The 12,514-nt window shown below is 68.7% G+C and carries 6 protein-coding genes; 5 read left to right on the top strand and 1 reads right to left on the bottom strand.

The genetic code is table 11. From position 1 onward, the window contains the following. The first annotated feature begins 90 nt into the window (after positions 1 to 90). Positions 91 to 1,104, top strand: coding sequence for a methyltransferase (locus tag AB0M65_RS16550; RefSeq protein WP_364027961.1), 1,014 nt, complete (start codon positions 91 to 93; stop codon positions 1,102 to 1,104). 2 nt (positions 1,105 to 1,106) lie between these two features. Here AB0M65_RS16550 and AB0M65_RS16545 read toward each other — a convergent pair whose 3' ends face one another. Further along, on the bottom strand, positions 1,107 to 2,753 hold the full coding sequence (locus tag AB0M65_RS16545; RefSeq protein WP_364027958.1) for an AMP-binding protein: 1,647 nt from the start codon (positions 2,751 to 2,753) through the stop codon (positions 1,107 to 1,109). Positions 2,754 to 2,933: 180 nt separating this feature from the next. Here AB0M65_RS16545 and AB0M65_RS16540 point away from each other — a divergent pair, with 180 nt between their 5' ends. From AB0M65_RS16540 to AB0M65_RS16525, 4 genes are all read left to right on the top strand, one after another. Next, positions 2,934 to 8,264, top strand: coding sequence for an acyltransferase domain-containing protein (locus tag AB0M65_RS16540; protein ID WP_364027955.1), 5,331 nt, complete (start codon positions 2,934 to 2,936; stop codon positions 8,262 to 8,264). Between the two features lie 72 nt (positions 8,265 to 8,336). Further along, the gene (locus tag AB0M65_RS16535) at positions 8,337 to 9,590 is read left to right on the top strand and encodes a cation:proton antiporter (protein ID WP_364027952.1); all 1,254 of its coding nucleotides are present in this window, start codon (positions 8,337 to 8,339) and stop codon (positions 9,588 to 9,590) included. A gap of 105 nt (positions 9,591 to 9,695) precedes the next feature. Beyond that, positions 9,696 to 10,967, top strand: a complete 1,272-nt coding sequence (locus AB0M65_RS16530) for a galactosyltransferase-related protein (RefSeq protein WP_364027949.1) — start codon at positions 9,696 to 9,698, stop codon at positions 10,965 to 10,967. Beyond that, positions 10,960 to 12,204 carry an MFS transporter gene (locus AB0M65_RS16525; protein WP_364027946.1) on the top strand — a complete coding sequence of 415 codons (1,245 nt, stop codon included), beginning with the start codon at positions 10,960 to 10,962 and terminating at the stop codon, positions 12,202 to 12,204. The genes AB0M65_RS16530 and AB0M65_RS16525 overlap by 8 nt, the downstream gene beginning before the upstream one ends. Positions 12,205 to 12,514: the final 310 nt, after the last annotated feature.

The raw sequence follows: 12,514 nt of genomic DNA, 5'->3' as shown, positions 1-12,514 counted from the left end.
GCGGACAGCCTCTCCCCGATTGCGGGCAGTCGTGGATAAGCCTCGCCGTCCCTCTCGCCCTAGCCTGACCGAAGGGCGAAAGGAGCACAAATGCCGGTCGACGAAGCGGGGCGCGTCGGGCTGAGGGCGTTGGCGGATCTGGCGACACCGATGGCGGTACGGGTGGCGGCCACCTTGCGGATCGCCGACCACATCGCCGGTGGGGCACGGACTCCGGCCGAACTCGCCGCGGTCACCGGCACGCACGCGGGGGCGCTGGACCGCCTGCTGCGGCACCTGGTCACCGTCGGCCTGTTCACCAGGGACGACGCGGGTGCCTACGCGGTGACCGAGATCGGCGGGCAACTCCGGGACGGTCACCCGCGCGGCAAGCGGAAGTGGCTGGACATGAACGGCGCCATCGGCAAGGGCGACCTGAGTTTCGTCGACCTCGCGCACGCCGTCCAGACCGGCGAAGAGTCCTATTCGGTGCGTCACGGCGTCCCGTTCTGGGACGACCTCAGCGGGGACGCGGAACTCTCGGCGTCGTTCGACGCGCTGATGGGGCACCACATCGCGCTGGACAACTCGGGCATCGTCGACGCCTACGAGTGGTCGAGCCTCGGCCACGTGGTCGATGTCGCGGGTGGCAGCGGCGCGCTGCTGGAAGCGTTGCTGACCAAGCATTCCGGACTGCACGGGACGCTGGTGGACCTGCCGGGACCCGCCGCGAACGCTCGTGAGCGGTTCGCGGACAGCGGCCTCGGCGAACGGGTCGACGTCGTGCCGGGGAGCTTCTTCGATCCGCTGCCCGCCGGCGCGGACGCGTATGTGTTGTCGGCGATCATCCACGACTGGGACGACGAGCCGTCCGTCGACATTCTGAAGCGATGCGCGGAAGCGGCCGGGGATGACGGCGTCGTGCTGCTCGTCGAGGCGATCGGTTCCGACGGCGAGACCCCGAACACCGGGATGGACCTGCGCATGCTGGTCTACAACGGTGGCAAGGAACGCGGTCTCTCCGAACTGGCGGAGCTGGCGCGCCGGGCCGGGCTCAAGGTGCGTGGGACGCACAAGGTGAGCCACAAATCGTATATGTCCATTGTGGAATTGGTCAAGGCTTAGGCTTAGGCTGCCAGGCGCGAGGCGATGTCGGCCCGCAGTGCCGTCTTGTCCACCTTGCCGATACCCGTGGCGGGCAGCGCGTCCACGACGACCAGGTGCTCCGGCAGCTTGAACCGGGCCGCCCCGGCGGCCAGCATCAGCGCGTGGACATCCCGCAGTGTCACAGGTTTCGTGGCGACCACGTAGAGACAGACGACCTCGCCGAGTTCCGCGTCCGGCATCGCGACCGCGGCCGCGTGCTTCACCCCGGACACTTCCGAGGCGAACGTCTCGATCTCCTCGGCGTTGATCTTCTCCCCGCCGCGATTGATGACGTCCTTCTCCCGGCCGGAAACCACCAGATAGCCCTCGGGTGTCATCCGGACGATGTCGCCGGTGTTGTACCAGCCGTCGACGAACGACCGCGCGTTCTCCTCCGGTGAGCGGTAGTAGCCGCGAGTCGTGTACGGCCCGCGGACCAGCAGGATTCCCGGCTCACCCGGCGGCACCTGCGTGCCGTCTTCGTCGACAAGGCGGATCTCGTCGTGCGGCGAGATCGGCTTGCCCTGGGTGTGCAGGATCAGCTCGTCCGGGTCGTCGAGCCGGGTCAGGCACAGAAGTCCTTCACCCATCCCGAAAACCTGCTGGAGCGTGCACCCGAGCTTCGGTCGAACCTGAGCCGCCAACGCAGGATCGAGCTTGGCCGCGCCGATCTGGATCATCTCCAAAGTGGACAGATCAAGGCCGGGATCGGTGTCCAGGTACTCGATCCAGCGATGCAGGATCGCCGGCACCGCCGACGTCGCGGTGATCCGCTCCCGCTCGATCAGCGGCAACGCCTGCTGGGGAGCCGGAGACGGCGCGATGACGACCCGTCCGCCGGACAGCAGCGCGCCGAGGATACCCGGCCCGGTGTTGGCGAACCCGTGTCCCAGCGGCAGCACCACGAGATACGACGTGTCCGGCCCGAACCGGCAGATCTCCGACGCCGTCTTGATCATGTAGCTCAAGTCGTTGCCACTGCGCGGGATCAGCTTCGGCAGCCCGGTCGTCCCACCCGAAAGCAGGAACGTCGCGACGGCGTCGCCGTTCGGTGCGGCGGCGTCGAGTGCCTGCGAGACCTCGATGGGCTCGTCCGCGACGAACTGCGCGCGGAGGTCGATGTTACCCGGCGCGACGTCCTCGCCCGCCACGAACACGAGCCCGTCGGGCAGCATTTCACGGGCGAGCGCCTGATGGTCGAATCCTTTGTGGACGTCCGGGACGACGATCGCGCTCGCCTCGGCGTTCGTCAGGATGCCGCCGATCTCGTGCTCGCGGAACTGCGGCATCGTCCACACCGGAACGGCGCCGAGCCGCAGGCAGGCGACCGTGGTGACGACGAATTCCCAGCAGTTCGGCAGCTGGATGACGACCCGGTCGTCGCCGCCGACCCCGAGTGCGCTCATCCGGATGGCCGCGCCGTCGGCCTTCGCCAGCAGTTCACGGAACGTCAGCCGTACGTCGCCGTCGACGAGGCAGACCTCGTCCGGATACTTGCGTGCCGTCTCGGCCAGGTGAGTCCCCAGCGACCGGCCTTCCCAATAACCCTCGGCGAAGTAGCGGTCCGCGTCCCGTCTCGGCCACGGCACGACTCCCGTCCCGGTCGACCGCCCCGCTGATGCCGGCATGGTTCGCCCTCCTCCGCACTCGGTCCCGTCCGGACACTAGGGACCTCGCCCGCGTGCGGGCGTCTCGAACCTTGCGCTCGCACTCGGGGATCGCTAGAGGATCCCGCGCGGGCAGTCGAGGAGATGCCGGAGCGAGGCGCCGGGGCAGACGCTGTCCGTACAACGACACGCCGGAATTTTGTGTCGTCTTCGCCTCAGGCGACCTTTACTTCGAGGAGCGAGGACTTGAGCGAGTACAAAGCGCCCGATGAAGCCATTGCGATCATCGGCATGAGTTGCAGGTTCGCTCCAGACCTCGACTCCCCGGAGAAGTTCTGGGAGTTCCTCACCGATGGTAAGAGCACCGTCGGTGACATGCCCGAAAAGCGATGGAAGGCGTACGCGGCGAGCAGTCCTCAGGCGACCGCGATCCTCAGGGGGACCACGATCCGCGGTTCCTTCCTCGACGACATCGAGGGGTTCGACGCCGACTTCTTCGGCATTTCCCCGCGTGAGGCGGACTTCCTCGACCCGCAGCAGCGGTTCATCCTCGAACTGGCCTGGGAAGCGCTGGCGGACGCGGGTGTTCCACCGCTGTCGCTGCGTAACTCCGACGCCGGTGTGTTCGTCGCCGCGAACTCGAACGACTACGGCCGCCGCCTGCTGGAGGACATTCCCCTCACCGGCGCGTACGCCGTCAACGGCACGACGTTCTACGGGATCGCGAACCGCGTTTCCTACTTCCTCGACGTCCGCGGCCCGAGTATGGCCGTGGACACCGCCTGCGCCGGATCGTTGACCGCCCTGCACATCGCCGGGCAGAGCCTCCGCAGTGGCGAGACGTCGATCGCGCTCGTCGGGGGCGTCAACATCATGGCCACCCCGGCGCTGAACGTGGCGCTGCAGGGGGCGGGAGCGATGTCGCCGGACGGCACCAGCAAGGCCTTCGACAAGAACGCCGACGGCTACGGCCGCGGCGAGGGCGCCGGTGTCATCGTGCTGAAGCTGCTTTCGGACGCGATCCGCGACGGTGACCCGATCCAGGCCGTCATCCGCGGCAGCGGCGTCTTCCAGGACGGCCGGTCCGAGGGCATGATGGCGCCGAACGCCGAGGCACAGGCCCATATGCTGCGTGAGGTCTACGAGCGGGCCGGGGTCAATCCGTCCACTGTGGACTACGTCGAGGCGCACGGCACCGGCACCCCGACCGGCGACGGCGAGGAGGTCGAGGCACTCGCGGCCGTGATCGGCTCCGTGCGCTCGGCGGGGAACCCGTGCCTGGTCGGTTCGGTGAAGCCGAACATCGGGCACGTCGAGGGCGGGTCCGGGATCACCGGCGTGATCAAGACCGTGCTGGCACTGCGCAATCAGCAGATCCCGCCGAGTCTGCACACCGAGCCCAACGACGCGATCGCCGACCCGGCCTCGGGTCTGAAGCTGGTCGGCGAGAACACGCCGTGGCCGGCCGGGGACAACACCCGCCGCGCCGGTGTCTCCAGCTACGGCGTCGGCGGCACCATCGCCCACGTCGTCCTCGAAGAGGGCCCAGCGCGGCCGGTACCCAAGTCCGGTAAGGAAATCAGCGACGGCACGCGCAAGGTCTTCCCGATCTCGGCGATGTCGGAAGCGGGCCTGCGCGCGCTGGCCGGTACCGTCGCGGACTGGATCGACGCCAACCCGGAGGCTTCGCTCTCCTCGATCGGGTACACCCTCGCGCGGCGTCGTTCGCACCTTCCGCAGCGTGGCACGGTCATCGCCGCCTCCACCGAACAGCTGGCCGAGCGGCTCCGCGCGCTCGCCGTCGACGAACCCGCGTCCGGCATCCTGCTGGCCCGCGCGGGACAGCAGCGCGACGGCGCGGTGTGGGTCTTCTCCGGGCACGGTGCGCAGTGGTCCGGCATGGGCCGTCAGCTGCTCGCCGAACACCCCGGATTCGCCGCCACGATCGACTCGCTGGCAGGCGTCTTCCGCGAGGAACTGGGCTGGACGCCGCGCGAGGCGATCCTCGACGGCGGCCCGTGGACCGCGGCGCACGTCCAGGCGCTGACCTTCGCCATGCAGGCCGGCCTCGCGGAGGTGTGGCGCAGCCGCGGCGTCCGGCCGAGCGCGATCATCGGGCACTCCGTCGGCGAGATCGCCGCGTCGGTGGCCGCCGGTTCGCTCGACCTGCTCGAAGCCGCCCGCTTCGCCTGCCGCCGCGCGGCCGCGTTGCAGCGGCTGGAAGGCGACGGCGGCATGGTGCTCGCGAGCCTGTCCTTCGCCGAGGTGAAGGCCAAGCTGGGTGACCGGCCCGACCTCGTCGCCGCGATTTCCGCGAGCCCGACGTCCACGGTCGTCTCCGGGGACAAGGCCGCGATCGAGCGGCTCGTCACGCAGTGGCGTGAAGAGGAAATCGACATGCGTGTCGTCGACACGGACATCGCGTTCCACAGCACCCAGGTGGACGCCGTGATCGAAGAGGTCGCCGCCGCCGCGCGTCAGCTCAACCCGCGGACACCGGCGGTCAGCCTCTACAGCACCGCGCTGACCGACCCGCGCTCCGACGTCGTGCGCGACGGGGAGTACTGGGCGGGCAACCTGCGTAACCCGGTCCGCTTCGCCGAAGCCGTCGAGGCCGCTTTCGAAGACGGGCACCGCGTATTCGTCGAGATCTCGTCGCACCCGGTCGTCTCGCATTCCATCATCGAGACCGCCGAGAGCCTCGGCATCGACGACCTCGCGGGCTGCGCCACGTCGCGCCGCAACACCGACGAGGTCGGCACGCTCCTGCACAACCTGGCCAAGCTGCACGTACAGGGCATCGAGATCGACTGGACGCGGGACTTCGCCTCGGGTGACCTCTTGGGCATCCCGGCGGCCGCGTGGCAGCACCGGCCGTACTGGATCTTCCCGGAGCGCGGCGCCGCCACCGGACTCGGCAGCGGGCACGACCCGGAGAGCCACAGTCTCCTGGGCGGCCGGATGACCGTATCCGGCGCGCCGTCGCGGCAGGTCTGGCAGACCCGGCTCGACATGGACAGCCGTCCATACCCGCAGAGCCACGGCCTGGTCGGGGTCGAGGTCACCCCGGCGGCGTCGATCATCAACACCTTCGCCCTCGCGGCGGAGGAAGAGGTCGCGCCGGCACTGACCGACATCGTGCTGCGCACCCCGCTCGCCGTGCAGCCCGCCCGCATCGTCCAGATCGTCAAGGAGGGCCGGTCGCTCGCACTGGCCACCCGGGTCGCGGACGAGACCAGCGCCGAGGACGACGAGTGGATCACGCACACCACCGCCTCCATCGACACGGGCGCGAGGGTGCCGGATGGCCGGATCGAGTTCGCCACGATCCGCGACCGCCTGCCCACCGGATCGCTCACCAAGGCCGACGAGATGTTCGGCCGGATGGGCGTCGAGGGCTACGCGTTCCCGTGGGAGATGAGCGAGCTCTACTACGACGATGTCGAGCAGCTCGCGCTGATGGACGTCGTCGCGCCGCCCGCGAAGCTGGCGACGAGCTGGGCGCATGTGATCGACGCCGCGCTGACGATCAGCGCGATGGTGGTCTCTCCCGGCCACGCCACCGTGCTGTGGATGTCGCGTGGCATCGAGAAGGTGGCATGGAAGGGGCTGCCGCCCGCGCGGATCCTCGTGCACGCCGTCCGTTCGCCGAAGTCGCCGGAGGACACCGTCGACGTACTGGTCGCCAACGAGGCGGGTGACATCGTCTGCGAGGTCATCGGCCTGAAGTTCGCGGCGGTCGAGCACCTCGGCACCGCGGTCCTGCCGCGTGACCTGGTGCACGAGATCACCTGGCACGAACTGCCGGAAGCCACGCCGGCTTCGGACCTCGACCAGATCGTCGTGGTGGGGCCGCCCGCCACGACCGGCCCCCTGGTCGAGCAGTTCGTCGCGGCGGGCGTCACCGCCACCGCGGTCGAGGTGGCGATCGACGGCGAACCGCTCGACCTCACCGCCGAACTGTTCGCGAATCCGGGCGCGGTCGTCGTCGCGCCTTCGCGGGCGGTGGAAGGCGAGCGGCTGGAGGACGCGACAGAGCGTGCCACGTGGTCGCTCATCCGTACCTCGCAGCGGCTCGCGGAACTGCAGGCGACGTCGAAGGGCAAGGTCGCCACCCAGCGGATCTGGGCCGTGACCAGCGGCGTCCGCCAGGGCACCGACGAGCGTTCGGTCGCGCACGGCCCGTTGTGGGGTGTCGGCCGCGTCATCGCGGGCGAGCATCCGGAACTGTGGGGCGGCACCGTCGACGTCGAGTACCGCACGGCGCCGGATCTCGGTTCGCGGCTGATCGACGTCTTCCGCGGCCCGGCCGGTGACGAGGACGTCATCTCGCTGACCGGCGAGGGCGCGGAAGCGGCTCGGTTGAGCCAGATCACGCGCAGCACCGACGGGACCCCACTGCACTGCTCGCCTTCGGGCACGGTGCTGATCACCGGCGGTCTCGGCGGGCTGGGTCTCGAAGTCGCCCGCTGGCTGGTCGATCGCGGCGCCCGCCGCCTGCTGCTGGCAGGCCGTCGTGGCCTGCCGCCGCGGGCGGACTGGGGTACCGTGGCCGACCCGGACGTGCGGCACCAAATCGACAGTGTCCTCGGCCTTGAGGCGCTGGGTGTCACGGTCGGCGTGCTGGCACTCGACATCACCGACGAGGACGCGGTCGCGTCGGCGCTGGCGCCGGGTGCGCTGGGTCTTCCGCCGGTGACCGGCGTCATCCACGCGGCCGGTGTGGTCAACGACGCGTTGGTGGACAAGGTCGATCAGGACGGGCTGCGCGACGTGTTCGCGCCGAAGGTGGGCGGGGCGCTGGTACTGCACCGGCTCTTCCCGGCGGGCTCGCTCGACTTCTTCGTCCTGTTCTCCTCGTGCGGCCAGTTCGCCCGCCTCTCCGGGCAGGCGAGCTACGCGGCGGCCAACTCGTTCCTCGACGCGCTGGCCACGCACCGCAATGCGGGTGGCGCGGGCGATACGATCAGCCTCGGCTGGACGGCGTGGCGTGGTGTCGGTCTGTCGCAGGACATCGCGACGACCATGCTCGAAGCGAACTCCCGTGGTCTGGAGGCCGTCTCCGCTTCGGAGGCGTTCCGGGCGTGGGCGTTCGGCGACCGGTTCGCCTCGGACTACCAGGCGGTGCTGCGAGTCCTGCCGACCCCGCCACACCAGCGGAAGCTGCCGATGTTCCGCGAGCTGACCGTGGTCGACGAGAACGAGGAAGCCAACGCGGGCACCGGTTTCACCGTCGACTTCGCGAATCTGTCCGAAGAGGACGCCCGCGAGAAGGTCACCGGTGACGTCCGCGAGCAGGTGGCGGCGGAGCTGAACCTGGAGGCCGGTGACATCGAGCTCAAACGACCGCTGGTCGAACTCGGTGTCGACTCGGTGATGACGGTGGCGCTGCGGGTGCGGTTGCAGCGGAGGTACGGGCTGGACCTCCCGCCGACCATCCTGTGGGCCAAGCCCACCGTGGCCGCGGTGTCCGACCACATCTACACCAGCCTCGCCGAACTGGCCGTCGCAAATCAGGCCGAAGCGGCCTGATCCCCCGCAGAAGGGCGTGGGCGGCTCTCGCGGCCGCTCGCGCCCTTCCGCGCATCTTTGAGAGGTGGGTCCATGGCCGTCGAACCGATCACCCGGTTCCTGCTCGCCGTCGGCGCGATCCTGCTGGTCAGCCATTTCTGCGGCGAGGTGCTGCGAAGACTCGGCCAGCCACCGGTGCTCGGCGAGATCGTCGGCGGGCTCCTGCTCGGCCCCTCGGTGCTGGGCCTGATCTGGCCCGCCGGTGGCGCTTGGCTGTTCTCGCCCGAAGTACTGTCCAGTTTGGACAAGGCCGCGCAACTGGGCCTGGTCGTGTTCATGTTCCTGCTCGGCTGCGAACTGCGTACCGACCGCATCGAGCGGAAGTCGCTGGTCGGCGCGGTGGTACTGGGTGGAATGGGGCTCCCGTTCGCCGCCGGGATCGGGGTCGCGTTCGCCGCGTCGTCCGTGCTGGCGGGAGACGGCGCCCCGAAGGCGGGTTTCGTCCTGTTCTTCGCGCTCGCGCTGGCCATCACCGCTTTGCCCGTGCTGGCAAGGATCCTGGTCGACCTCAAAATCGAACGGACCGGGCTTGGCGCGCTTTCCCTGACCAGTGCGGCGATCGGAGACGGCGTCGCTTGGCTCACCCTCACGCTGATCCTCGTGGGCACCGGCCTGACCGGCGGCGGAAGTATCGTGACCACCGCGATACTGGCGGTGGTGCTGGTCGTCGTCACCCATCTGGTCGTGCGGCGGGTGCTGGCCAAACTGGTCACCCGGATCGAATCCGACAAGGTGATGACCGTACTGCTGCTCGTCGGCGCGATCGGTTTCGCCGTGCTGACCCAGATGCTCGGACTGCACGCGTTGCTCGGCGCGTTCTTGTTCGGCACCGCCGTTCCCCGCGACAGTCCGGTGGTGGAAAGGATCAGCGAACAGTTGCGGGGCTTCACCGTCGTCGTGCTGCTGCCGTTGTTCTTCGCACTCGTCGGGCTGAGCACGTCGATCGGCCTGCTGGGCTCGGATCTTTCGCACTGGCTGTTGTTCCTCGGGGTGCTGGTGGTCGCGCAGCTGACGAAGTTCATCGGCGCGGGCGGCGCGGCCAGACTGGCGGGATTGCCCGGCAGACAGGCATTCCAGCTCGGCGCGCTGATGAACTGCCGCGGCGTCACCGAACTCGTCATCGCCACGATCGGGCTGAAGTACGGGCTCGTGAACCAATTGGGGTTCACCATTCTCGTGCTGGTCGCCGTCGTCACCACGGCTGTCACGGGACCGTTGATGCGGTTACTCATGCGGCGGGAAAAGGTACCCGCGAAGCCGGAAGTCTTCGAGATTGTCGGCAATTAAGAAGACGTTTCGCGCAGCTACCGACTGTCACGCTCGGTATCCGGGTAATCAAGGAAAACGAGGGACGGAGGAGCAGTGCAACCGCATCCTTGTGACTGCAGCCCGATGTGCGTGTTACGGGCGACCAATCCGATGCAGATCCGGCCGACCCGTACGGGTGGCAAGACTTTCGCTTCGGCGTCGGCATATTGGAAGGCCGAACCGGGCAGCGCGGATCTCGCGGGGCGGATCGTCCGGTACGTCGTCCTGGCCAACGATCCCGCCGTGCCGGATGTCGCCGCCGACTACTGGATGCACAGCGAACGCTTCTACCGTGCCGTTGTCGATCCGCTCGAAGCCGTGATCGGGCGCGATCTGGCGTACCGGCGGCTTGTTTCGCAGTCGGCCGACACGTTCGCCGAGCGCCGTCTCGAAGAACGCGTCGTCGAGCTGCTCGACGAAAACCCCAGTCTGGCCGGGAAACTGGGGAACGAAGCCGACGCCGCGGACGACAACGTCTACATCAACTACTTCCGCGGTCGTCTCTTCGAACCGGAAGCGGAACCCGCCGGGCTCGACCGGCTGACGGACCTCGCTCGCGGTATCCGTTCGCGGCCGTCCGGGACCGGCGACGAGATCCTCGTCGTCGTCCCACTGTCCGATCGGGACGGTGCGGGCCGCATCCGGAACCTGACCGCCTGCCTGCTCGCGTTGCGCGATCAGACGTTCCCGTCGGACCGGTACCGGGTGACCGTCGTCGAGTTCGACGAGAAGCCGCGCTGGAAGCACGTCGTCGAGCCGCTGGTCGACCACTACGTGCACATCGAGGGCGAAGGACTGTTCAACAAGTCCTGGACACTGAACGTGGGTGTGCGCGAAACCCTCGGCGCGGCAAGGACCCTCTGCCTGCTCGACGCGGATATCCTGGTGGACCGGGAATTCCTGGAGCGCAACCACGCCAGGTTCGCCGACCAGCGCCACGACGCGCATCTGCCGCATACCGAAATGCTCTCACTGGACGGTCCTTCGAGCGACTGGCTGATCGAACGGCGCTGCGGCGAGAACACGCCGGAAGCGCCGCTGGCCGGGGCACGCGGGCTGCTGCTGCGCGACGTCCCGGGGGCCTGCCTGTGGACGCGGCCGGAGATCTTCACCCGCATCGGCGGCTTCGACGAACGCTACCAGGGCTGGGGCGGCGAGGACGAGGACATGCTCTACCGCATCTCCGCGGCGGGCGACGTCACGCAATACGACGACGTCTTCCTGCACCTGGCGCACCGGCGGCCGCCAATGCGCAACGCCGAAGGGGACCCGTTCAACGCGCATGTGGAAGTGGGCAGCTGGACGGGCGAGTCCGGTTTCGGCGACGTGTCCGGTGCGGCGAGGGGCGATGAGTAGCGGGCTGGAAATCCATCCGGCGAAGGACGTGCGCCGACGGCGGATCGCGATCTCGGGCATCTTCCTGATGGTCGGGATGATGCTCGGCTCGTGGTTCGCGCGGGTGCCGCAGCTGCGGATCGAACTCGGGCTGAACTTCGCCGAACTCGGTATGGTGCTGCTCGCGCAGACCGTCGGTGTCCTGCTGGCCATGCAGCTCGCGGGACATCTGTCGAACCATCTGGACAGCCGGGCGGTCATCCGCGTCACTTCCGTTGTCCTGCCGTGGTTCCTGCCGCTGATGGCGGTGATGCCCGGCGTGATCACCGCCGCTCTCGGCATGCTGACGTGGGGTGTCATCGCGGGCCTGCTCGACGTCTCCATGAACGCACAGGGCGTCGAGGTCGAGCGGCGGGCGCGGAGGCCGGTGCTCAACAGCCTGCACGCGGTATGGGGTATCGGTGCCCTGCTCGGCTCGGGTGGGACGGTGCTGGCTGTCCGCGCGGAATGGTCGCTGCTCTCGCACTTCTGGGTCGTTTCGGTCGTTCTCTTCGTCATCGCCCTGGTGAGTGGTCGTTGGCTGCTGACGGAATCCTCGTTGGTGGCGCGTGCCGAGGAAAAGGCGCCGAAGGTCGGCTTCTTCTCCGGCTGGACTCGCGCGGTGATCGTCCTCGGCGGTCTCGGCGCGGCTGTCGCGCTGTGCGAGGGTGCCGTTTCCAGCTGGGGCGGCGTTTTCCTGAGCGAGCAACGCGGGGCGGCGGCGAATATCGCGTCACTGGGCTACTTCGCGTTCATCGTGGCGCAGACCGGGACCCGGCTCGCCGGAGACCGGCTGCACCGGCGCTTCGGCGCGGTGGCACTGGTGCGCTGGAGTATGGCGATGACCGCGGCCGGCGTCCTGCTCGCCGTCATGGTGGAGGACGTGTGGTTCGGCCTCGCCGGGCTCGCGATGGCGGGCGTCGGTCTCGCCGTGGCGATCCCGATCATCTCCAGCGCGGTCGGGCACGGCACGAAGTCCAACACCAGCCTGGCGATCGCGCGCTACAGCACCCTGCACAACGCCGGCGTGCTGGCCGGACCGGCGATCTTCGGCTCGCTGGCGCAGACGTTCGGGATCAGTACCGCGCTGACACTGTTGCTGGTGCCCTTGGGGGTGATCGCCGTCTTCGCCGCGGCTACCGCTCCCGCTTCGACGTCGGGGGCGCCGGAAGGCGGGCCGGAGCCGGTTAGGGCTGTCGTGAGTGATTTGGGTCGTTAGGGCCAAGCGTTCTCAAGTACATGAAGGCCCCCTTCCTGTACCTAGGCGCAAGGAAGGGGCCTTCCTGTACTTGAGGCGAGCAACGGGGCGCCGGTACCGAGCGGGCAGGGTCGCGTGAGTGTTGTGGGGCGTTAGAGCGAATCCGCTCTTGAGCACTTGCGCGTCACCTGTGGTGTTGCTCGCGTGAAGTACATGAAGGCCCCCTTCCTGTACCTAGGCGCAAGGAAGGGGTCCTTCACGTACTTGGGGAAGGTGTGAAGGTCGAGTTTCTTCGGCTGAGCCGCGTGAAGGACCCCTTCCCTCGGCTGAG

Origin of the sequence: Amycolatopsis sp. NPDC051071, assembly GCF_040682875.1 — a bacterium.
Taxonomy (GTDB): Bacteria; Actinomycetota; Actinomycetes; order Mycobacteriales; family Pseudonocardiaceae; genus Amycolatopsis.
Note: the sequence above shows the minus strand (reverse complement) of the source record. Positions and strands in the feature narration are given on the sequence as shown.